The organism is Candidatus Eisenbacteria bacterium (assembly GCA_018831195.1).
Classification (GTDB): domain Bacteria; phylum Eisenbacteria; class RBG-16-71-46; order CAIMUX01; family JAHJDP01; genus JAHJDP01.
This window is the reverse complement of record JAHJDP010000019.1, coordinates 1-22,489: the sequence shown is the minus strand read 5'-3', so window position 1 is coordinate 22,489 and position 22,489 is coordinate 1. Positions and strand designations below refer to the sequence as shown.

General features: G+C 53.3%; 18 protein-coding genes and 1 tRNA gene. 13 read left to right on the top strand and 6 right to left on the bottom strand.

Annotated features, from left to right (window positions below; translation table 11 throughout):
• Window positions 1-228 precede the first annotated feature (228 nt).
• The gene (locus KJ970_03015) at window positions 229-3,561 is read left to right on the top strand and encodes a C10 family peptidase (GenBank protein ID MBU2689871.1); all 3,333 of its coding nucleotides are present in this window, start codon (window positions 229-231) and stop codon (window positions 3,559-3,561) included.
• 160 nt (window positions 3,562-3,721) lie between these two features.
• A complete protein-coding gene (locus KJ970_03010; GenBank protein MBU2689870.1) occupies window positions 3,722-4,309 on the top strand; it encodes a cysteine hydrolase in 588 nt (195 codons plus the stop codon).
• A 34-nt stretch (window positions 4,310-4,343) separates the two neighbouring features.
• On the opposite strand, the gene KJ970_03005 is transcribed toward KJ970_03010, so the two are convergent.
• The 3 genes from KJ970_03005 to KJ970_02995 form a co-directional block, all read right to left on the bottom strand.
• Window positions 4,344-5,435 carry an acyltransferase family protein gene (locus KJ970_03005; GenBank protein ID MBU2689869.1) on the bottom strand — a complete coding sequence of 364 codons (1,092 nt, stop codon included), beginning with the start codon at window positions 5,433-5,435 and terminating at the stop codon, window positions 4,344-4,346.
• Between the two features lie 102 nt (window positions 5,436-5,537).
• A complete protein-coding gene (locus KJ970_03000; protein MBU2689868.1) occupies window positions 5,538-6,797 on the bottom strand; it encodes a hypothetical protein in 1,260 nt (419 codons plus the stop codon).
• Complete coding sequence (locus KJ970_02995; GenBank protein ID MBU2689867.1) at window positions 6,794-8,041, bottom strand: DNRLRE domain-containing protein; 1,248 nt, start codon at window positions 8,039-8,041, stop codon at window positions 6,794-6,796. Before KJ970_02995 ends, KJ970_03000 begins: the two co-directional genes overlap by 4 nt.
• Before the next feature lie 200 nt (window positions 8,042-8,241).
• Here KJ970_02995 and KJ970_02990 point away from each other — a divergent pair.
• From KJ970_02990 to KJ970_02980, 3 genes are all read left to right on the top strand, one after another.
• Window positions 8,242-8,324 (top strand) — tRNA-Ser (locus KJ970_02990).
• Between the two features lie 358 nt (window positions 8,325-8,682).
• Window positions 8,683-9,834 (top strand): FIST C-terminal domain-containing protein, encoded by a 1,152-nt coding sequence (locus KJ970_02985; protein ID MBU2689866.1) that lies wholly within the window; start codon window positions 8,683-8,685, stop codon window positions 9,832-9,834.
• Window positions 9,818-11,539 carry a response regulator gene (locus KJ970_02980; GenBank protein MBU2689865.1) on the top strand — a complete coding sequence of 574 codons (1,722 nt, stop codon included), beginning with the start codon at window positions 9,818-9,820 and terminating at the stop codon, window positions 11,537-11,539. The genes KJ970_02985 and KJ970_02980 overlap by 17 nt, the downstream gene beginning before the upstream one ends.
• 95 nt (window positions 11,540-11,634) lie before the next feature.
• On the opposite strand, the gene KJ970_02975 is transcribed toward KJ970_02980, so the two are convergent.
• Window positions 11,635-12,267 carry a hypothetical protein gene (locus KJ970_02975; GenBank protein ID MBU2689864.1) on the bottom strand — a complete coding sequence of 211 codons (633 nt, stop codon included), beginning with the start codon at window positions 12,265-12,267 and terminating at the stop codon, window positions 11,635-11,637.
• A gap of 12 nt (window positions 12,268-12,279) precedes the next feature.
• Entirely contained in the window at window positions 12,280-13,167 is an 888-nt protein-coding gene (locus KJ970_02970) for a hypothetical protein (GenBank protein MBU2689863.1), read from the bottom strand.
• Between the two features lie 305 nt (window positions 13,168-13,472).
• On the opposite strand from KJ970_02970, the gene KJ970_02965 reads away from it, so the two are divergent.
• The 8 genes from KJ970_02965 (at window position 13,473) to KJ970_02930 (ending at window position 22,104) form a co-directional block, all read left to right on the top strand.
• On the top strand, window positions 13,473-14,162 hold the full coding sequence (locus KJ970_02965; GenBank protein ID MBU2689862.1) for a response regulator transcription factor: 690 nt from the start codon (window positions 13,473-13,475) through the stop codon (window positions 14,160-14,162).
• Window positions 14,159-15,643, top strand: coding sequence for a HAMP domain-containing protein (locus KJ970_02960; GenBank protein ID MBU2689861.1), 1,485 nt, complete (start codon window positions 14,159-14,161; stop codon window positions 15,641-15,643). Before KJ970_02965 ends, KJ970_02960 begins: the two co-directional genes overlap by 4 nt.
• A 205-nt stretch (window positions 15,644-15,848) precedes the next feature.
• Window positions 15,849-17,114: an efflux RND transporter periplasmic adaptor subunit gene (locus KJ970_02955; protein MBU2689860.1), complete on the top strand. Its 1,266-nt coding sequence runs from the start codon at window positions 15,849-15,851 to the stop codon at window positions 17,112-17,114.
• Window positions 17,115-17,132: 18 nt separating this feature from the next.
• Window positions 17,133-17,888, top strand: a complete 756-nt coding sequence (locus tag KJ970_02950) for an ABC transporter ATP-binding protein (GenBank protein MBU2689859.1) — start codon at window positions 17,133-17,135, stop codon at window positions 17,886-17,888.
• A complete protein-coding gene (locus KJ970_02945) occupies window positions 17,876-19,093 on the top strand; it encodes an ABC transporter permease (protein MBU2689858.1) in 1,218 nt (405 codons plus the stop codon). Before KJ970_02950 ends, KJ970_02945 begins: the two co-directional genes overlap by 13 nt.
• A gap of 241 nt (window positions 19,094-19,334) precedes the next feature.
• Window positions 19,335-20,399: a hypothetical protein gene (locus tag KJ970_02940; protein MBU2689857.1), complete on the top strand. Its 1,065-nt coding sequence runs from the start codon at window positions 19,335-19,337 to the stop codon at window positions 20,397-20,399.
• A complete protein-coding gene (locus tag KJ970_02935; protein MBU2689856.1) occupies window positions 20,396-21,379 on the top strand; it encodes a hypothetical protein in 984 nt (327 codons plus the stop codon). Before KJ970_02940 ends, KJ970_02935 begins: the two co-directional genes overlap by 4 nt.
• A gap of 98 nt (window positions 21,380-21,477) precedes the next feature.
• Window positions 21,478-22,104: an outer membrane beta-barrel protein gene (locus KJ970_02930; GenBank protein MBU2689855.1), complete on the top strand. Its 627-nt coding sequence runs from the start codon at window positions 21,478-21,480 to the stop codon at window positions 22,102-22,104.
• Between the two features lie 85 nt (window positions 22,105-22,189).
• On the opposite strand, the gene KJ970_02925 is transcribed toward KJ970_02930, so the two are convergent.
• Window positions 22,190-22,489 (bottom strand): hypothetical protein (locus KJ970_02925; GenBank protein ID MBU2689854.1); only part of this gene is annotated, 300 nt, incomplete at its 5' end.

The window sequence follows — 22,489 nt, the reverse complement described above, 5'->3', positions numbered from 1 at the left end:
GGTCTGTTCCCAATGGATATGAAATGAGGCCGAAGTGGTCTCACATCCGGCCCATGCCCGGCAACTGATTGTTTAAGATCGTTCTAAGGCGCTGCATCAGACGAAGATCGCTTGGAATTTGGGGTGATTTTGAGGTGGTTTTCACGTATAATTAGGATAGGCGAGGTTTGAAGGCCGCGTTTTCTCTTTAAACCTTCTCTTCAACCGCAACAGGAGGGAGCCCATAGCATGTTGTGTCGCAATCAGAACAAGCATTGGTATCTTCAAAATTCCATCCCCGGTCTTCTTATCCTCATCCTCCTCGGGGTGTTGAGTCTGCTTCCCTTGGAAGCCCGGGCTGAGACAGCGACGGCGGATGAGATGGAAACGGTCGCCACGAACTGGCTGGCCACCATGGTCCATCAGCACGGCGATTGGGCCGGAGAGATCCATCCGCGGATCGAGAGTGTCCAGGAGATCCGTGTGGGTGAAACCCTTCTGGCACGCTGCTATTCAATCTTCCCGCAGGGTCATATTGTCGTTCCCGTCCTGATGGAGATGTCCCCGGTTAAGGTCTCCTCCGAGACCTGCGGACTCGATGTCCAACAAGCTCAGGGATTCCCCCAACTTCTGCGGGAAATCCTTAAGCATCGCGCTCAACTCTTCATGGAAAGATACGGCAGCCTCGCGGCCGCCCAGCCCGCGACCGGCGAGGTTCTTTTTGATCGCGCCCACCGCGAGACATGGGACCGCTACCTGGCCCATCCGGCTGATTTTGCCCGCTCTCTCGGCGAGGATCCGCTCTTCTCGCGAGGCGAGGTCGGGCCGCTGCTCACGACGGCTTGGCACCAGGGAGATCCCTATAACAATTACGCCCCAATGGGTGACGGGGGTCGCTGTGTGGTCGGATGTGTCGCCACGGCCACCGCCCAGATCATGAGATATTGGAATTGGCCGCCGCGCGGTGTCAGTGGCTGGTCCTACTACTGGGGCGGCGACACCTCATGCGGAGGCAGCTCGCCCGGCGATTGGCTCTATGCCGAATTCTCCGATCCATACGATTGGGACAATATGCCCAATAGCTGCACCGGCGGGTGCACGCCGGAGCAAGAGGACGCCCTGGCCGAACTCAATTATGAGGTCGGCATCGCCTTTGAGATGGTGTACGGCGCCTGTGGTTCCGGGGCCTATACCAGCGATATTATCGATGTGCTCCCGAATTATTTCCGCTATGACAATACGATCAATGAAGTGAGCCGGAGTTCGCATGATCCTGACAGCTGGTTTCATATCATTCAGGATGAAATCGATGCGGGACGGCCGATGGCCTATTCATTCCGCTACAGCGCCACTGAAGGACACGCCATCGTATGTGACGGATGGCGTGACACGCAGGGCTTCAATCAGTATCACATGAACTATGGATGGGGCGGTTCGTATAATGCATGGTTCAGCATCGATGCCATTTACCACACCTATGACATAGGCCAGGAAAAACTCTACCGGCGGATCATGCCGAAAATCGGCTATGTCTTTACGGTTTTGCCGGATGGATCGGGTGACTACCCCACCATCCAAGCGGCGATTGATGATGTTTTGGATGCCGATATCATTGAACTCGGCGACGGGGTCTTTACCGGTGAGGGCAACCGTGATCTCAATTTCAATGGGCATCCCATCACGGTTCGATCGGCCGGCGGAGATCCGGAATACTGCATCATCGACTGCGAAGGGAATCCCGAGGAACATCGGGGATTCAATTTTGTCTCCGGGGAAGGAGCCTCCTCGGTGCTGGAAGGGATCACCATCCGCAATGGTTACATGGGCGCCGATAGCAGTGGCGCGGCGATCGTGTGCGCGAACAACTCGTCCCCCACTATTAGGAATTGCCTGATCCGCGACAGCGAATCGTTGAACAACGGCGGAGGGATCTTATGCTCCGGCTCCTCGCCTCTCATCACTGAATCGATCTTCTCGTCGAATCTAGCCGCCGGCAACGGCGGAGCCATCATCGTTCAAGATGGTGCGCAGCCGAGTATTACACATTGTACTTTCTTTGCGAACGGGGCTCTCGCCGGCGGCGCCTTATGGATCTCGGATGACTCAGCCGCCGAGTTTGAAAACGGCATTATTGTCTCGGGGACCGGCGGCGGCGCGGTTCAATGTGAAGGCGGCGTGATTTCCGATCCGCTCGTCTGCTGCGATATCTTCAACAACACCGGTGGCGACTGGGTCGGGTGCATCGCCGATCAATATGGAGTCGACGGTAATATATCGGAAGACCCGCTCTTCTGCGATCAAGAGAACGAGAACTTCCATCTGCAATCGGAGTCCCCTTGCCGGGCCGACTATAATCCCACCTGCGGGCAGATCGGGGCGCTCCCCTTGGGTTGCGATGTGGTCATCGTCTCAGCCGACGGCTCTGGAGATTTCCCCACAATTCAGGAGGCGATCGATGCCTCCCTGGACGGCTACATTATCGAATTGACCAATGGAATCTACGTTGGTGACGGCAACCGGAACCTGGATTTTGGCGGCCGGGCGATTACGCTCCGCTCGCAAAGCGGGAATCCCTATGCCTGTGTCATTGACTGCCAAGGCTCCGAATCCTCGACACAACGGGGTTTCTATTTCCGTTCGGCCGAGGGGCCCGACGCGGTTGTCGAGGGCATCAAGGTTAGAAACGGATACCGCCGGTATGACAGCGGCGGCGCGGCATGGTGCCGGGACGCCTCGAATCCAACCTTCATCAATTGCGTTTTCAGCAACAACCATACCGGGATCAGCGGAGGAGCGATTTATTGCTCGGGGCAATCCGACGCATCGTTCATCAATTGTACATTCTATGATAACAGTGCGGATAACGGCGGCGCCATCTATGTCAGCAACTCCCTGCCGGTGATTTCGAACTGCACTTTCGCGGACAATGCGGCCGAGGTTCACGGATCCGCGCTTTGCACCAATTCAAACACCTTCAATGTGCAAAACTCCTTGTTCGCTTATAACGACCAAATGGAAGCTGTTCATTGCCTCTCGCAGAGCGTCATCTTGAGCTGCTGCGACATCTACGGGAATAGCGGCGGTGATTGGGTCGGAAGCATCGCGGGGCAAGAGGGCGTTGACGGAAATATCTGCGAGGATCCGTTGTTCTGCAATCCTCAGATCGGGGATTACGCCATTGCAATCGATTCACCCTGCGCCCCCTTCTCCCCTCCCAATGTGGAGTGCGATCTTATCGGGGCATGGGGCACCGATACCTGCGATCCCAGCGCAGTCGATAGCGAACCGCTTCCCTGGTCCGTCCATCTCGGACAGGCGGCTCCAAACCCATTCCGCCAGTCGACAACGATCACCTATACGATCCCCGGCGGATCCGGAGGGGTGCCGGTGCATCTGAACGTTTTCGATCCTGCGGGGCGTTTGGTCCGAACCCTTGTTAACGAGGATCGTTCCGCCGGTATCCATCATGTGAAATGGGACGGCCGCAACGACAATGGCGCCCCTGTCGCATCAGGGATTTATTTCTACCAGCTTCCTTTCATGGGGGAGAAACAGACCAAACGGATCGTCTTAATTCGCTGATCTTTTTCCTATAAAGGCCGGCGAAATGGTGTACTCTATATGCGGAACCGCAGGGGTTTATGACCCGGTTTGGTTCATTCCCTGTGGTTCCGTTTGTTTTTGGTTTGTTTATCGGATATTTTCTTCTGCTTTTCACTGCTCACAAACTGCAGGAGTGATTATGAAAAGACTAATCGTTATCGCCATGCTCGTCATCTTGGCTACACCGGTGATCACACCGGCCCAGGATGAAGAACCTCGGCCGATAAGGCCGGCGCTTCTTGTGATTGATGTACAGAATAAGTTTATCCCGATGATGGACGAGGATGAGCAAGAAAGCTCCCTGCGAATGATCAACGGTGCCATCTGGCTCTTTCGCCGGCATGAATTGCCGGTCATTCGCGTCTATCATACTGATCCCGAATGGGGTCCGGATCCCGAGAGTGAGGAGTTTCAATTCCCGGAATCTGTATTCATTCAGGATGACGACCCAAAAATCGTCAAGAATTATCCCAGCGCCTTTGTCAAAACAGAATTGGACGAGCTTTTAAAACAGCGAGGCATCAACACGCTCTTTCTCTGCGGACTCAGCGCCACCGGGTGTGTGCTGGCAACATACCACGGCGCCATGGAGCGTGAGTACAAAGTCTTCATGATCGAAGGGGCGTTGTTGAGCCGCGATGCGGAGCAAACCGAAACGATCAAGGATATCTGCAGCTCCGTCGGCTGGCAAGCACTCGAACTGTTGCTGGATGGATTCGTAAAGTGAAGCTCAAGCACACACTGATTGAGATGGCCCGGATCTATTGCCCCCACTTCATCTTTGGGAGAAGCGACGACCCCGACCAGGGCAGGCCGACCAACTCAGGCACGAAGCGCCTCAACATCCAGGCCATTGGAATGAAGAACATCATCATTACAATTGAATAGACCATTGTATAGCCGAATGTCATCCAAGGGCTCCCAGGCGTGTACCCGACCCATTCATAGATCCAAGTATCAAAAAAGTGGAAGCAGAGCCCATTCAAACCGAGATAGATAATCGTGTTCCGCCCGATAAAATCAGCCAGGGGGGCTTTTAAAGGAATCATTTTCAGCAACCAGATAACAAAGATTATCCCTGCCAGCGCGGTCAGAACAAAGAGCACCGGCTGGCCGTGTCTTGATGCCGCCATGATGGCGACCGGATAAAGATGCTCAAATGGCCCCTGGTTCAGATTGAATGTCGCGAAAAAGATAATTCCGGCACCCAGAAGAATAACAAAATCCCTCACCGGTCGAACAGCTTCAAAAAGCAGATCCCTGAAGAGAAAGCCGGTTAGGTAGATTCCCGCCGCGGTCAGCGATTCATTCAAGAACCAGAAATTCTTGCGAATGCCCGTCCAAAAACTCAACTTATCCCCGTAATCGGCGAACCCCCAGCCGATGACATAACAAAAAAGAGCGAGACCGATGATCCTGCCGCGGCCGAATCCCCTAAAAAACCTCGAGTAAACCAAAAGTAGGATTTCCAGCGTGAAGAGGCAAACCAGAAACCAGCAAAGCCAATTCAGTTTTGGTGATCCCGATATGTATAAGGCGGCTCTGCGCGACATATCGATAACGGGCGTCGAAATCAAGAACCAGAAGGGCAGAGCGATCAATGAAAAGAGAATGACGGGAATCAGGCGCGTTTTTATTTTGTTCAGCGCCGTTCCCAGAAACCATCTTCTTCCCGGCTTCCAAAAAACCCCCGCCAGGAAAAAGAAGAGAGGCATATGCATCGCATAGACGGCCTTCCATTGAAGCAAAGCGCCGGGGGCCTGTGCAAAATAGAGTTTCTCAATAAAATGACCAAAAAAAACCAGGAGCATCCCAAGGGCTTTAACTCGATCCAAGTAGACAATACGATTCATTGCAATTGCGCGCTCGCTTCGCCGCTCATTTCCCGGTACACTTTACGGCTCGTTTTCCGGTACGTTTCGCCGGATCGCGGTGATGGAAAGAAAAGAACTGGCTTAGTATTCTCGCGGCATGCTGCCATAAGTGGCGCCAAGACCGAGACGGAGGAAAATTTCGTCGGGGCGTTTCATTTCTTCGACGGATCGCTTGCCAAGTTCCAGGAGAAAATCAATACGGCCCCGGTCCTTGGAGAGCGGGAGACCGAGCCCCATCGAAACAGCCGATTCCGTCACGCGGCGCCCTTCGGCGTTTTCAAAATACCAAGGCGTGTAACTCAATCCCGCGCGGAGAGAAACACCCTCCCCAAATCGCGCCCGCGTGCTGACCTCACCGATCTTTTCCACACCCAACCCGATCCGCCAGGTATCAGTGTAGTCTGGTTCCGATCCATCCAGCGCGGGGAATTTCGCCTTCGACCAGCCCCGCCATACAATATCGTAGCCGGCGCGCCAACGATCCCCAAGATCAAGCGCCATGCCATATCCGGCGGAGGGAGGCAGGTCGATATCAAAGGACAGCCTCGTCTGCACGCCATCCTGATTGCGCCAATTCCAGGTGCCGTCAGCCGCTACCGCGGTGGCATAGAAACCGCCCATGGCAAGGCGGCCGGGAGCCCAAAGGAATCCAAGACGGCCCTGCCACCCTTTCTTCATCCGGGTGGTCAGTTCATCCCGTGTATCCATGTAATTGCCGTTGGTGAAATTGTATTCAACAATGTCGGTGATGGCGCCGCTGATACGGGATCCTTCGAATCCAATGGAAAAATCCGGCGATACTCTATAGGCAAGACCTAATGTATAAGATAAAAAGCCACCGGTTCCTTCTTCCTGGCGCTCAGCCTCGCCAATCCCCCCACTATCAATCATATTAACGATTTGATAGGCGGGATCATTGATCTGCCGGACGCCAAGACCCAGGCTCCAGCGCGGCCCCAATTTGATAACACTGTGAATATTCGCCAAACCACCTGAAACCTGTGATTTCGTGCCGCCGGAAGAAGGACATTCCAAGCCATTAGGGCAGGCGGAGCCGTCAGCGGGGACCCTGAGCCAACGTTTCTCCGGATAGATTGAGACATAGGCGATACTGAGCCGGCTGAATATGATACCGGCGGGATTCTGCTGCGCATGCGGGAAGGAATCACGGATCGCGATGGAGACGCCACCCATCCCCTGCGCTCGGAGGTCGTAAGGTTCCCGCCATTCACCCAAAGCTTCCCGTGAAAATATCGATTCACCCCAAGCACCAGTGGTCAGCAAGGGTGCCGGCAAAGTGCTCAATAGCAGGGTCAGCAGCATCCATCGACGCATCATCATTTGCCCCCCGGTCTGGGAGTTGTCGAATAGGTCACGATGATGCGCAACCGGGGACCACGTTCCGGATCCAAGCGGCTGGCAAGGCGGATGCCGTTCAGGGTGCGGGTTTCTATATCGGCGATAACGGCGAGTCCGCCATTTATAGGTGTGTGGGTGATCCAGTCGGAGACAAGACGGGTCACATTGAATTCAGCCACCTCTTCGCTGAGCTCGATATTCCCTCTCGTCACAGCCCCCGATTCGACCTGGAGCGAGTCGGGAATCGAATCGTTCTCGGACCAGGCGGGATCGGTCTCGATCGGAATGATGGAGACACGGAGCGAATCGGTGATGGGCAAGTCATCTACGGCGCCTTCCAGCGGATTCAGGATGAGCGCCGCCTGTGCGACTGAGAAAACCGTTCCGCTGCTGAGCGAATCATGGAGCGCGGAGAGATTAAACCCGATGAAGGTTCGGCGGGGCCGGCCTCCTCCCACGCCGAGCCACGTCGGATCGGAGCCCCAGGGGTCGCCTTCGATCCGCGTTTGGACATAGGCGTCTTGGGCGGGCCCGCGGACGCTTCGGCTGGAATCGGCCATGGTGATCGTGAGGGGTGGATTGACGATGGTGACCCCGCCGGTATCAAGCACCGCCTCCGAAGAGAGGATCTTGATGATACCCAGAGAGGCGTCCGCCCGCGATTTCGAGATCCGAATGCCGCCGTTCCCCTCGCTGTTCTCGATCCAATCATTAATGATGCGGCCTGGGATCTTCAGAACGGCTGCGTAGAGAGTGGTATCCTCTCCCCAGGAGATCGGTTCGGCCGAAGCCCAAAGAGGCGCCGGATCTACCTCAGGCCGGTTCTCCCAACGGATTTCCGACTCCTCCCAATCGAAATTCGAGGTTACCGCCTGGATCTGGATCTGGAACGGCTCGCCGGTCCCACCATCAATGTTGAGATCAAGCAGGGCATAGGCCACGGAGGCGGTATCGGGAAGGCTGGTGAATTTAAGGTAGGCGACCATCTCGAGACCGCCATGCTCACCAACAAACAAATAGGGTGAGGAACCGGTGTTGATCTCGATTTCTACCGTTGTATCCCGATCCGCCATTACCCAGACCGTATCCGGGATGACATTGCCGGGGGCACGATTCCCATCCAAATACCAATAGGGATTATCTTCCTCTGAGCAGGCGAGGAAGGTGACGGCAAGCAGGACGGCCAGCGTCAGCAGCCGGATGATGTTCGCATTTCTTTGATTCACAGATTTTCAGTCTAGGGAGGGGTTTAGGGCCTGTCAACGAGATGTGGGGGACTCCCCTCCCATGATCGGCGCCGCGGGGGTGTTCTCCCCTCCCATGATCGGCGCCGCGGGGAAATCTCCCCTCCCAAGGATATTACTGTAAAGCTCTTGTCGGAGTTCCTCTTTTCCTCAGACCGGGAAAATCGTAAGATCCGGAGGTCGGAGGGCTAGTCTAATTGGTAAGGCAGCGGATTTGAAATCCGCCGCGGGCGACCGCTTGGGGGTTCGAGTCCCTCGCCCTCCGCTGACAAAATGATCATCACATGAATGGGTCTATCTGGAGCATCCAGAGCTGGACGATACTTAAGTTTAGCTTAATTTTTGCAACAGAATATCTAATAATATAAACCCCGCCTATTGGATTCTGATCCTTAACGAGCTAACTCTTTTAATATCAATAGATATCGCCTCATGACTTGTACGATTTTTGTTCATTCCCATGGCAAGAGTCAGCGGGAAAAATAATCATGAGAGAAAGATCTGGCGCCAAGAAACCATGAATAATGAACCCTGCCATCTAAGCCGACAATCTCAGTAGGAATATGCGATTCAAACATTCTTGTGATCACGCGAATTTTGGGGAATCAGACGGAGGCATCGTCATGAAAGTCGAACAGAGACACTGGTCCGAATCGGAAGGTTGGAGTGAGATGCGAGGGGATGGTCTTGGAGAGAAAGCCCAGCTTGTCTTTGTTTTTGCCGGCACCTCGATCATTGAGCGGGAAGACCTTTTATCGGACCTGTACCGAGCTTATCCCAACGCACATATCTTTGGGTGTTCGACCGCGGGTGAGATTTGCAGCACTGAGGTGAGTGACGATACGCTCGTGGCGACGGCGATTGAGTTCAAGAGCACCCGGTTTCAGATTGTCACCGAAGAAATCCCCAACAGTGATCAAAGCCGCAGCGTAGGAAGGCGGCTGGCCCGTGCGTTCGATCCCAAGGGATTGGTCCATATCTTTCTCCTTTCCGATGGGCTCAATATCAATGGCAGTGAGCTGGTCAAGGGTTTGTTAAAAAATCTTCCTAAAGAGGTCACGGCAACAGGAGGACTCTCTGGTGATGGAACCCGTTTCGGCCGGACTTTTGTCATCAAAGAGGGCAAGGCAAAGCGGAATCTCGTGGCGGCGATCGGATTCTATGGGGGCGACTTGCACATAGGTTATGCATCGCTTGGGGGCTGGGATACATTCGGCCCGGAACGGCTTGTGACAAAATCCGAGGGCAACATTCTTTATCAACTGGATGGCAAATCGGCCCTGGTCCTCTACAAGGAATATCTCGGTGAACATGCCGGGGGGCTCCCATCAACGGCTCTTCTCTTTCCACTAAATGTTAAAGTTCCAGGAAACGAGCGCGCGGTGGTACGGACCATATTAGCTATTGATGAAGAAAAGCAGAGTATGACATTTGCAGGCGATATTCCGGAAGGCAGTTACGCGCAGCTTATGAGAGCGAATTTTGATCGCCTGATCGATGGTGCGGCGGGCGCTGCGACGGCAAGTTATGAAGCCGGCGGCTCGAGAACCCCGGATCTCGCAATCCTCATCAGTTGTGTCGGCCGGAAACTGGTTCTGAATCAACGTGTCGAAGAGGAAATCGAATGCGTCAGGGATGTCTTGGGACAGCATACTGTTTTGACGGGCTTTTATTCCTATGGCGAGATCTCCCCTTTTTCGCCGAACGCCAAATGTGAGCTGCATAATCAGACGATGACCATTACGACCATGTGGGAAGATGAAAAAGCAGCCTAGTTTGCACAGCCTTCTCCAGCGGCAACTTAGGCGCCACCTGGGAAATGTTGATACCTGCACGGCCGAGCTGAAGAACTTCATTGAGGCCGTGAATGCCGCTTATATTCAGTCGGATGAAGACCGGAAAATGATCGAGCGATCGCTTGATCTGAGCTCAAAAGAATTACTGGAAGCTAACTCTGAGATCCGCGCTGTGGTTCAAGCCCTTCCGGACCTCTTTTATCGCGTGGATAGCAACGGCGTGATTATTGACTGCAAGGCGTCGCATTCTCCCGATCTTCTCATTCCAGCGGGTCAGCAGATTGGCAAGAGGATTCAGGATATTCCGGAACCCGAAATCGGTGGGCGCTTTCACCAGATGATCCAGGAAACACACCGGGATGGAAAGCTTAGAAGTTTTGAGTATGAGCTCACCATCAAGGGAAACTTGTATCATTACGAGGCCCGGATCGTTCCGCTGACCGAAGATCAAATGATTCTCTTCGTGAGGAACATCACCGAGCGCAAGAGAGCGGAGGAAGAGATCCATCTGGCCAAATCGGCGGCCGAGAAGACGGCACTGGCAAAGAGCGAGTTTCTCGCAACAATGAGCCATGAGATCCGAACCCCTATGAATGGCGTCATCGGGATGATCAGCCTCCTCCTTGACACCGATCTGGATGAAGAACAACGGGAGTTTGCAAAGACGCTGAAAAAATCGGCGGATGCTCTTCTGACCCTTATAAATGATATCCTCGATTTTTCGAAGATTGAGGCCGGAAAACTCGACATTGAATCGATTGAATTTCCGATCCGTACAATTGTTGAGGAAGCATCGAACATTGTGGCGGAACGCGCCTGTCGCAAAAAACTTGAATTGATTTATCTCATACCTCCTCATGTTCCCAAGGTTGTCATTGGAGATCCCAACCGGATCCGGCAGATCCTTCTCAACCTTCTAGGAAACGCCATCAAATTCACCCAACAGGGAGAGGTCTTGGTGCAGGTCAACGTTGAAGAGGAGAATTCCGATTCGATGCTGATTCGCTTTGAAGTCAATGATACCGGCATCGGGATTCCCAAGGAAATGCACTCGACCCTGTTTCAGCCTTTCACCCAGATTGACAGCTCGACCACGCGGAGATATGGCGGCACCGGTCTCGGACTCGTCATTTCACGAACGCTGGTGGAACTGATGGGTGGGTCCATTGGTTTTGATAGCATTCTCGGCGAAGGAAGCTGCTTCCATTTTACAAGCAAAGTGGGGAAGTGCGCCGCAGTACCGCGGAATGACTTCGCTGCCGCCGAGGATTGGCGAAATCTCAATGTTCTTCTGGTCGATGACCATCCATCGACCCGGTTCTCCATTGCACAGGATTTGGAAGCATGGGGAATGAATGTTTGCTCCCAGTGGAGCGGTGAAGGAGCAATGAACCGGCTCGAAAAGGCAAAAGAAGAAGGCTGCAAAATCGATCTCGCTATCATCGACGCAAATATGCCGGAAATGGATGGATTTGAGCTGGCCCGCAGAATCAAGGAAACACCCTCTTGGCGCCGCCTGCCTATTATTTTTCTGACGCCCGCGATGCCATGGAGACAAAGAGCCGAAGCTTTGGGTATTGATACCCCAATATCCGTGCAGAAGCCGGCCAATCTGTCTCATCTTTATGCCGCTATTACAAAATCGCTGGTTCATGAAATGCCGGATATTAAAGAGGCCGCCTGATCGAGCGGATTTCATTTCATAAACAATCTGAAGTTGTGATAGCGCCGGCGGGAGAAACCCCGCCGGCGTCGTATTGCCAAATTTACCCGAAGAAATTATATGTCAACAACATCCACAGGGAATCCGCCCGGAATCTGGAAATAGATCCGCATCCGCCAATCAAAGTTCGACTCCCGTCCGGAGGGCTCTGAGCTTCCAGTGACAATGCCCTCAACACCGAGTGTCGGATTCGTACCGTTCTGAAGCGCCGTCAACAGGTCGGCCAGAAGATCATTGATGAAGTCAATACCGCCCGCCACAATCGGCGCCGGCGCTAATTGACCTAAAAGCGGGTACACAGACATGTTGAAATTGGAAACGAGAAGAGCCTGGGCCTGTGTGTCGGTTCGGATAACCGTGACATTTCCGTTGGTGATAGCCCGATCCTGAGCCGGTTCATAATAAGCCACCGTCCCGTATTCCACCGCCGATACGCGCAACGTATCGACTTTATCGATTTCAATACCAAGGTCATCAATATCCTGCCGGAGTTGATCAACATCGATATATTGAATATCGCTGTGTACGTTGATGTCCCCCCGGGCCAGGAACTTGAGCTCCACAAACTGCTCTGTCACCACGGTGATTTCGATCTTCTCTGTTTCCGGAATCCCTGGGCATTTAGCTCCCTGAAGCATAAAGGACAGGAAGATAAGGAGACCGAGATTTAAGAGTATCGTTTTTCGCATGATCCCACCCTCCTATATTCCAAATTCCAAGCCCAAGGCGAATCCACTGGCCGCCGCCGCATTAAACTCCATAAAAACGGCGATACCGGGGATCTTTGCCATGGCCCCAAGAGTTAGATGTGCATTGCTTTCGGTGTCCAGATCGACATCAAAAGAAGAATCCAGATCCTCGTTTTTATATTTAACATTTGTGCTGATGGCGTCGTAACCGAGTCCCACATAAGGTTGAACGACACCAAAAGTTTTGCTTGCGGTAACATTAAACTGAGTCGCTTTGACTTTCATGATGTCGCCTATTTCAAAGCTCTGGAAAAACAATCCAGCTGCGAGATCGACCGGCAATGTTTCAAACCATTGAGAAATCGAATGCTGCCCGCCAAAGCCGAAGTAGGTGAAACTGCCGATATCGGCATCACCTAAATCAAGGGCGATATATCTGATAATGGCCCGGGTTCCGTATGCCGATCCGATCGAGAGCTGGGGAACGGCGATCTCGAATCCACTCATGTCGAATCCGCCGGGATAAATCTGAGCAAGGCCGTTCTGCCCCTCCACAACCTGTCCCTCAGGATCCCCAACAACCGTCGGCACCTGGGTTTCTTCGAGACTGGTGAAGCCGGGAGGGTCGCTCGGCATGTAAGTCACGTCATCATCACCAAAACCGACGGCCATAGCAGCCAATCCGATACTGAATGTCAGACCGCTTTGCGGAACAAACCCCGTCCTAAAGATGGCGGAGTTCATTGTTCCGGAAAGTGCCGTATTCAGCGGCCCAAGATAACCATCCAGGTTCTCTTTCGTCAGCCCACCAAGGTTCTCTTCAAGTTGTGCATAACCCGGGAGGATCGCGACGGAGAGAACCAACAGTAGAACAAGAAACAAGGCAAACCGCTGCTTCATTTCATTCCCCCCTATTTTATGACCATGAATTCCGCCCGCCGGCACCGCGTGAGCCGACCTGAATCCTCTTGGAATTCAACTTGTCATAGGCTAAACGGTAATATCCAGGCGTGTCAATCGCCTTCCCGGCCATCAGCCCCCCCCTTTTTGGCGGAAGAATCGACGCATCTTGAGCCCCTCTCAGGGCAGGTCCTTCTCTTGCAGAGAGCTCTTGAAGAGAACCCTTTCAACTCATCCGGCTGATCGCGTAGATTTGGGTATGGGGTTTACCGTATACTATCTTTTGGATCAGAGGTCTTTCTGATATGTCCCAGAAAATCCTTATCATAGAGGATGATCGCCGGATCGCGACGCTTGTGAGAAAAAACCTCGAAGCGGCGGGATTTACATGTCACACCATTCATGAAGGGACATCCGTGTTTCAGGAGTTCCAGCGATTCCAACCCGCTTTGGTCGTCATGGACATCATGCTCCCCGGTATTGACGGATTGGAGTTGACCCGACGCATTCGAAGTTCCAGCAACGTATCAATCCTAATGTTGACGGCGAGGAGTAGCGAAGCCGACAAGGTTCTTGGCCTTGAAATCGGGGCCGATGACTATCTCACAAAACCCTTCAGCACACTGGAGCTGGTCGCGCGCGTAAGGGCCCTTCTGCGCCGGGCAACAAAAAATACCGACGGCGAGATCCTCATTCGCGGTGAGCTAATGATCGACCCCGGCCGTCGGATTGTTGAACATAGATCGAACCCTGTCGAGCTGACTTCCCTCGAATTCGATCTCCTATACTTTCTCGCCTCACGCGCCGGCCGTGTTTACACACGCGAAGCCCTGATGGAACAGGTTTGGGGTGAGGATCGGGTTGTCGATCCCCGTTCTATCGACAGCCTCGTCAGCCGGCTTCGCCGGAAACTCGAAACCGATCCCGCGAAGCCCGAATATTTACAGACCGTATGGGGAGCCGGATACCGCTTCCCCGAGTACCACACACAATGAAACTTCTTCGATCCCCTAGTCTGTTCGTTACATTTGCCGGCTCATTCTTGGCCGTTCTCATCATCGCCACCATCATCCAGGCAGTCATTATTTTCGCGGTTGTCGAGCCGATCGCCTTGGGATGGATGGAAGAGCGCACCGTAACACTGACACGTGAAACGGCTCTAGAGGTCGGCCGGGTGCTTGAGGCGAGGCCCGACGCGGATATAAAAGAAATTCTGAGAAAACGAAGCGCGGCGTCTCCCTTCGTCATTCTTCTGTTTCAAGGCATCGATGGACGCATCATCACTTCCCACGACGACCCTCCTCAATTGAGGGATCGGTTCCCCGGGATTCTTGAAGGAAGGATCCGGGATGACGGCGATTCCTCCTCAATGAGACCGTTTCCACCACCCGATTTCGCCAAGGATCACCGCAGATCCAGGATCCTGGCCCGGTATCCCGTGGACACGGCGTCCGGAAGGTTGGGTGACATCGTCGCCTTGCCTTCCCTCAGACCGCCCGGCCCCATGGGCCTAGCCACCCCGAGCCGCTTGATCCTCTATCTTCCTCTTGCCATTCTTATTGCAGGTTTGGCCGGATTATTAATGTTCAGGATCTTCGTCCGCCGTCTACACGAATTGGAGACCCTCGCCGCAAAAATCACCGAGGGCGACTTGGAAGCCCGAATACCCGATCCGGGCGCAGATGAGATCGGCAGGCTGGGTTCGCGCTTCAACAAAATGACGGAAAGTCTAGCCGAGGCCCGAAGAAATGTTGAAGAAAGTGACCGGCAGCGGCGCCGGTTGTTGGCCGATATTTCCCACGAGCTGGCGACGCCGTTAACGTCGATCCGCGGTTATGCGGAGACCCTTCTCAACACATCCGTCTCACTATCACCTGCAGAGAGGGTGGACTATTTGGAAGATGTGCTGGAGGAAGCCCGGCGGATGGATTTCTTGATTCAGGATCTCCTGGAACTAACCCGACTCGAAGCGGGCGCCATCCCCCTAACGATGGAACGACTTGACTGGATCTCCCTCTGCAGGAATACCATCGAGCGTTTTCTTCCAAGGTTTAAAGCCGAGGGGCTGAACCTCCATTGGACGGGATCATTGGATGAGGCATGGATTACGGCGGATGGACGAAGGCTGGAACAGCTGCTTGAAAACCTGCTCATCAACACGCTCCGTTATGTCCCCTCCGGCGGTTTGGTGAATATTTCAATCCAACAACCACCCGAGAATCATTCATCCCATTACCGGCTGGTGGTCGAGGATAACGGCCCGGGCTTTCCGCCGGAAGATCTCAACCACGTCTTCGACCGATTTTACCAGGGCGATCCTGCTCGTGCCTCCGGCGGGAGCGGTCTCGGCCTGGCTATTGTTAAAGAAATCACACTGCGGCACGGCGGCTCAATCAGGGCCGAAAACAGTAAAAACTCCGGGGCCGTGATCATTGTCGACCTCCCCGTGACGGCATCGATAAATAAACTCGTTTGACCGTGGGATTTCCCCAATCAACGGCCGAATGACGCCGCCCACAGACCCTCACAACCCGGCACTCTGATTCCAGCTATCGCCAATTGCCACAATCTGCCTCCTCGTAGCCACATCTCTGCAATGTTTCAAACGTTTTAGAGGGTAGTGATTGAGCAATGAAAAACTGAGCGTCGCCGGAAAGCTTGGATTACGAGGAGTGTTGATCATGAAACGGATATGGTTCGCTGTCGGCATTGTCTGCCTTCTCGCCATGGGAGTCTGGCGGTTCGCCTTTGGCTCGGGGAATTCCCCCGAGAATAGATTCTCACTGGATACCATCTCAAAAGGGAATATCCGCACACTCATCTCCGGCACAGGGACTCTGAATCCCACGGAAACAGTGGATATCGGGACTCAAATCTCCGGAACCATTGCGGAAATTTATGTCGATTTTAATGACCAAGTGCAATCGGGTCAGATTTTAGCGAAGCTGGATACGTCATTATTGGAGATCTCCGTCCGGGATGCCGAGGCTGAGTTGGCGAAGATTCATGCTCAATGCGATCAGGCGGCGCAAAACATGAATCGTTACACTCCGCTGCATGAGCAGGGTTTGATTTCCGACGAAGGGTATATCGCTTATCAGACAAACTCCGCCATTCTGCAGGCCTCCCTAAAATCGGCACAGGCAGCCCTGGATCGGGCACGGATCAACCTGGATGATGCCTGCATCCGTTCACCCATTGCCGGAGTTGTCATTCAGCGGAATATTGAAGAGGGACAAACAGTCGCGGCAAGTCTGTCGACACCGACATTGTTTACAATTGCAAAAGACCTTCGTTGCATGCAGATCCTCGCCCAGGTCGATGAAAATGATATCGGTTCAATTCGTGATGGCCAATCGGTGGAATTCTCAGTCGCAGCCTATCCCAGTGAACTCTTTACAGGCCGTGTGACGCAGATCCGTCTGCAGCCGGAAATAGTTCAGAATGTCGTAAACTATATCGTCGTCATTGAAACGGAAAACCCAGTCCATCTCCTCCTCCCCGGTATGACAGCAACAGTGGATTTTATTGTAGAAGAAGTCCAGGACATACTTACGATTGCGAATTCCGCTTTAAAATTCCAGCCATCAAGGGAAATTCAATCCCGGTATCTTTCCGAATTTTCTAATGGAGACCGCGGACCCCAAGTGAATTCATCAAATCGGCAACCCTACGCGACGGGGCAATCAGCAAACCCGATCGATGGGTCCCATCCTGGGGAGCCCGCGGTCTCCAGATCTTCTGAATCAGCAGGATTCTGGTATCTCGACGAAACTAACAGGCTTAAACGAGCGTTTGTGGAGACAGGCATCACGGACGGGGTTCGAACGGAAATAGCGGCCATCGATAATACCCTGATCGGCCGAGCGGTCATCACCGGGCAGCTACAGGAACAAAAGAACTCATCCGGAAAATCGTTTATGGCGCCCAAAGGTCGTTTGCCCTAGGAGCATATGATGGAACCGATCATCGAAGCATCAGCAATAATAAAAATCTATAGAGCCGGTTCGACATCGGTGGCGGCGCTGCAGGGCGTGGATCTCTGTGTTGGCGACGGCGAGTTCATTGCCATCATGGGAACATCAGGTTCCGGGAAATCAACGTTGATGAATATTTTGGGCTGTCTGGACCGCCCTACCAAGGGAGAGTACAGGTTGGATGGTATTCCTGTGCACAAAATGAAACCGGATGAGATGGCGGCTGTCCGAAACGAGAAAATTGGCTTTGTTTTTCAGGGATTTAACCTGCTTTCGCGAACATCGGCCCAGGAAAATGTTGAACTTCCACTCCTCTATGACCGGACACATCGGATGAAGAATCCAAGAGAAGCGGCGGCGGACGCTCTGGCCCAGGTAGGTCTTGGTGATCGAAAACACCATGACCCCAACCAGCTCTCAGGAGGAGAGCAGCAACGCGTTGCCGTCGCCCGCGCCATTGTCAGCAGACCCGCCATCCTTATGGCCGATGAGCCGACCGGGAATCTCGACAGCAAAACAACCGTAGAAATCTTGGATCTATTCAAAGAACTCAACAATCAAGGCATGACAATCCTTATGGTCACGCATGAATGGGATGTCGCTCAGCGGGCGCGGCGGATCATAGAAATGTGCGATGGGAGAATTGTCAGCGATAAGAGCCGCAGCCATGAGAAGGCCCTTCCATCGCATCTTTGTTTGTCAATCAAAGAACCGGATAGAGGGGGATGGATATGCGAATCCTAGGCCTTCTCAAAGTGGGGGTGAAAAGCATTCTAAAGAATAGAATGCGGAGCCTCTTGACGATGCTGGGGATCATCATCGGTGTGGCGGCGGTCATTGTCATGGTGGCGATCGGTCGCGGTGTTCAAATGGATATTGAAAAACAGATTTCCGCGCTGGGCACAAACCTCATCATTATCTTTCCGGGAGCAAGCATGCAGGGCGGCATCAGTCAGGGAGCCGGAAGCTTGAACCGTCTGACACTTGATGATGCCGACATTTTGATCCAAGAAGCCAAGTTTCTTGGAGGCGTCTCCCCTCTCGTCATGGTCGGGGATCAGGTCATCGGAGGCGGAAAGAATTGGAATACATCTATTCAAGGCGTTTCCGTGGAATATCTTGATATCCGGGATTGGTCATTATCCCACGGTACCTTCTTTACCGAGAGGGATGTGACGATCAAAAATAAAGTCGCGGTTCTCGGCCATACGGTCGCAGAAGAGCTGTTCCCCGGTCAAAATCCGGTGGGTGAGCGAATTCAGATCCGCAACATTCCATTCACAATAATCGGCATTCTCGAGGAAAAGGGGCAAAACGCCATGGGTATGGATCAGGATGATATCGTCCTCGCCCCTTCGACGACCGTCGCCTACCGGTTGAGCGGCGAGCAGCGGATTCGGATGATTCTTGCCAGTGCCGTCTCCCCCGATTTCATGGATGAAGCACAAATGGAGATTACGACACTTCTGCGCCGCGAACACAGGCTCAATCCCGACCAAGGAAATGATTTCACATTGCGAAACCAGACCGAGATCACCGAAACGGCGTCGGAAACAAGCCGGATACTGACGATCCTTCTCGGTTCCATTGCCTGTGTCTCTTTGATCGTGGGAGGCATCGGTATCATGAACATCATGCTTGTCACGGTAACAGAGCGGACACGTGAAATCGGCATTCGACTTGCGATCGGCGCACGGGGAAGGGATGTCCTTATACAATTTCTGATTGAAGCCGTCGTGCTCAGTCTTACCGGTGGATTTCTCGGCGTTCTCTCGGGACTCGCCGCTTCTTTGTTTATGAATCAATTCACCAATATCACAACATGGGTGGATCCCGCCGTTGTCTTCATGGCCTTCTCGTTTTCCGGCGCCGTCGGGATCTTCTTCGGATTTTACCCCGCCCGCAAGGCGGCGGCGCTCGACCCCATCGAGGCCCTTCGCTATGCCTAAGCGAGACTACATATTACGGGGTGATAGCCGAAACAGAGATTCCAAATCTTATCACACGAGGATCACATTTCTGCCATATCTCAGGGGTATGAATAGATACGGAGTCGGGGTTGGATATCTGGGTGCGGGTCAGGTCCCCCGCCTGACCCGACCCACGGGTTCAACGGGCGATCCTTGGGTGCGATGGAAATAGCGGCTCAGAAACATATCCACCAAGCTTGTGAGAAGAGGAGGATCCGATGTGAGGTCGACAAAGATACGACTCATGGTCCTGATAACCGGAATGTTCATTCTTCTTTCTGTCTTCACCAGCGGATGCGGCGATTCCAACTCTGCTGCCTCAAGCGAGACCATTTCTGCTCCAGCTTCTCAGGGAAGTACGGCATCCCAGGAATTGACATTGGGCGATCTCCCGGGAGAGCTGAATCTGAGCTACGAACAAATCGCAAAGATGGAATCGGCTCTGGCACATCTCTCCAATAGCAGGGATGAAAGACACGGCCATTATATCCGTTTCCCGGGTACGGATCGATTCGACGGATCACCGCCGGATGGACCCATTGCCGAAGACCTACCTCCGATCGCTCACTTCCTTGAAGAATGCTCCACATTTCTTGAGCCGGGCCAATTGCTATGCTTGGCGGAAAATCTCTCGAAAAGGATGGAATCGAATGGACTCGAACAGCCGAGGGACCTTTCCAGATTCCAGGATCATATGATGGATCGTCTCACCAGCGTCTTGAGGCTGTCAGAAGAGCAGGAAACGCATTTCAAGGAAATGCTGTACCGAACAGGGGAAGAGGTTAAGCGCCTTCATGAAACTATACGGGATGGATGCATGACTCCGGGGCAGGCCATCATAGAATCTGAATCCCTCGTCAACGAAATCGAATCCGAAATGCAATCGATCCTCACGACAGATCAATATTCCCAGATGAAATCACTAGATATGGAGAGAACGGCGTCCATGATAGGAAGGCATCTCGAGAATATCAACGCCCATACCTCGCGGCATGTCGAATTTCTCGGCATTACTTTGAATCTCAGTGATCAGCAAAGAGAAGAAATTGCGGGGATTTTTGAAACATGCAATCAGGAGAGATCTGAAATTCTTCAGGGGGTACTCAATGATGAAATCGCCCGACTGACGGCGGGATTTATGATGTTTCAGATTTCCGAACAGGTGGAAACGGAAATCATCCCGGTATTAGCGCCCGGGCAAATAGACATTTTTGAGCAGCTGTGGCCAATGTTAATCCCGGGGCGACACCTTCAAATGGGAAGAGGTCCCAGCATGATTTTTTGACAACAAGAAGTTGCCGGATCGGCGCGGCTGTTCCCAATCCCTCACCGTTGCAAGTGGAGAACAAATCAAAGTCGTTGCCGATCCGGCGCAAAGCTATGTACATTTCGAGGCCTGAAAAGGCAGGGAAGGTTAAGATGAACTCCTTGCAGATATTCAGCGGATTGACGTCAAAAGGATTTTGGCCCCTGCGGGCCTTCGGGATTCTCCTGGCCGCTGCCGTCCTCTGCGGGTGTCATGACAACGTGATTGAAAGCCGATGGCGCAATGAAGATCTGGTTATTGACGGCGATCTCTCCGAATGGCAGGGAAAAACAACATATATTGAATCCGAGAAAGTCTATCTCGGCATTCTCAATGATCAAGATTTCCTCTATATCGGCCTCTCCTCAACAAATCCGATGAGAAACTTGCAGGTTCTGATGCAGGGGATGACCCTTCGGATCGATCCTAAAGCAAAGGACAGTGAACCGCTCGGTATCCGTTTTCCCCTCGGCGCGATGGATATGGGTTTCATACCCGATGAGAACCGTCAAAGGCCTGACATCACAGCTCTGCAAAGGTTCTATTCCAAATCAGAGGCGGAACTGGAAATCCTCGCCGGGGATAATCCGCCCCTTCGAATGGCTCTTCTTGAGGCGGCTGGGATCGATGCCGTTCTGGGCGGCGATGGTAGACAACTGACCTATGAAATGAAAATCCCCTTGCACCCAAATGAGATTTTCCCCTTTGCGCTTCAGACCCATGCCGGAGCTTTGATCGGTCTGAAAATTGAGACGCCCGAAATTGATCAAGACACCATGCGCCGGCAGATGCAGGAACGAGGCGGCCCTGAAGGCGGCGGCAGGCCCGGTGACGGCATGGGCGGTGGCGGCCGGGGAGGAAATGGCGGTGGGCGCGGCGGGATGCGCGGCACATCTGAACACCTCAAAATCTCGGCGGCGGTTCGACTCGCCAACCCCTTCTCCACTGAGGTGTTCTAACAGGAATCTTGACCCCCGGTCTATTTCTCATATGATTCCCCAAGCCTATCGAATCTCCGATTTGTAGAGATTCATCGGACCCAAACTTGGAGGCATCAATGAGATCGTATCGTCCAACCCTCATCGCTTTGTTGATCATAGGATTGATGGTGACTCTACCCCTGACGGCGGAAGCCGGCCGTCATCCACACGAGCGAACTGGATTTTCTATAGGATTCAATCTCGGCGCCGGGAACTCGGAAATGGAATTGAGCCTGGGAGGCCTGGATCTCACCGGTGATCGTGAGACGGGTGGGGCTGGAAATTTCCGTTTGGGATACGCAATTGAGCAAAACTTCCTTATCGGCCTCGAAGTGAGTGTCTGGACAAAAACTTACGATGTTGAAGGAAGCCTGGCCGATCTCACAGTATCGTATGGCATCGCCGGCCCTTCAGTGACTTGGTTCCCCGGCAATAGCGGCTTCTTTCTCCGCGCCGCCGTTGGGAGCGGGCAGGTGGACCTTGAGCTCAGCGAGTCCAATCTGACAACAACCGCGCAGGAATCCGGTTTCGGAGGACTAGCCGCCTTGGGGTATGAGTGGCGCCTCACTCAAAAATTTGCGCTCGGAGCACAATTGGACCTCGGCTACATTAAAATATCAGATGTCGTCTTTGGTAGGGATGATGTGGGGGATGTCACTGTTAACTTTGCCAATATCACGGCCGCACTCAACTGGTATTGGTAGGTTGTGCTTCTGAAATTGCATCTGTGGGGATCAAGCGCCCGGCGGTCCATGCGGCCGCCGGGCGCTTTTCAGGCTTGCCGTGGGTCTAATAGGCGTATTTCAGCTCATGACGGCGGTTTTTCGGGATGCAGCGCGTCTCAATCGTGCGGTTGTAATATTGTTTGAGCCTGCGCGGTAAGCGCGTCCGTGTGGCAAAGAGCCTCTTGGCCAGGATCTCATCAACCCGCAGCTTTCGATCGAATAGTCCCAGCCTTTGCGCCGGTGTTTCGCTATTATAACGCTCCGAAAAGGGCTTGATGAAATTCCTCCAGACCTGAAGGATCGCCAGCCGCTCGGCGGCGCTCTGCCGGCGCTTGCTGAAAGCGATCGTCTCCCGCTTGTGATT

What these genes read in the sequence shown, in the direction of transcription:
- KJ970_03015 (MBU2689871.1), top strand. Translation starts at nt 229, where the DNA reads ATGTTGTGTCGCAATCAGAACAAGCATTGGTATCTTCAAAATTCCATC.
- KJ970_03010 (MBU2689870.1), top strand. Translation starts at nt 3,722, where the DNA reads ATGAAAAGACTAATCGTTATCGCCATGCTCGTCATCTTGGCTACACCG.
- KJ970_03005 (MBU2689869.1), bottom strand. Translation starts at nt 5,435, where the DNA reads ATGAATCGTATTGTCTACTTGGATCGAGTTAAAGCCCTTGGGATGCTC.
- KJ970_03000 (MBU2689868.1), bottom strand. Translation starts at nt 6,797, where the DNA reads ATGATGATGCGTCGATGGATGCTGCTGACCCTGCTATTGAGCACTTTG.
- KJ970_02985 (MBU2689866.1), top strand. Translation starts at nt 8,683, where the DNA reads ATGAAAGTCGAACAGAGACACTGGTCCGAATCGGAAGGTTGGAGTGAG.
- KJ970_02980 (MBU2689865.1), top strand. Translation starts at nt 9,818, where the DNA reads ATGAAAAAGCAGCCTAGTTTGCACAGCCTTCTCCAGCGGCAACTTAGG.
- KJ970_02975 (MBU2689864.1), bottom strand. Translation starts at nt 12,267, where the DNA reads ATGCGAAAAACGATACTCTTAAATCTCGGTCTCCTTATCTTCCTGTCC.
- KJ970_02970 (MBU2689863.1), bottom strand. Translation starts at nt 13,167, where the DNA reads ATGAAGCAGCGGTTTGCCTTGTTTCTTGTTCTACTGTTGGTTCTCTCC.
- KJ970_02965 (MBU2689862.1), top strand. Translation starts at nt 13,473, where the DNA reads ATGTCCCAGAAAATCCTTATCATAGAGGATGATCGCCGGATCGCGACG.
- KJ970_02960 (MBU2689861.1), top strand. Translation starts at nt 14,159, where the DNA reads ATGAAACTTCTTCGATCCCCTAGTCTGTTCGTTACATTTGCCGGCTCA.
- KJ970_02955 (MBU2689860.1), top strand. Translation starts at nt 15,849, where the DNA reads ATGAAACGGATATGGTTCGCTGTCGGCATTGTCTGCCTTCTCGCCATG.
- KJ970_02945 (MBU2689858.1), top strand. Translation starts at nt 17,876, where the DNA reads ATGCGAATCCTAGGCCTTCTCAAAGTGGGGGTGAAAAGCATTCTAAAG.
- KJ970_02930 (MBU2689855.1), top strand. Translation starts at nt 21,478, where the DNA reads ATGAGATCGTATCGTCCAACCCTCATCGCTTTGTTGATCATAGGATTG.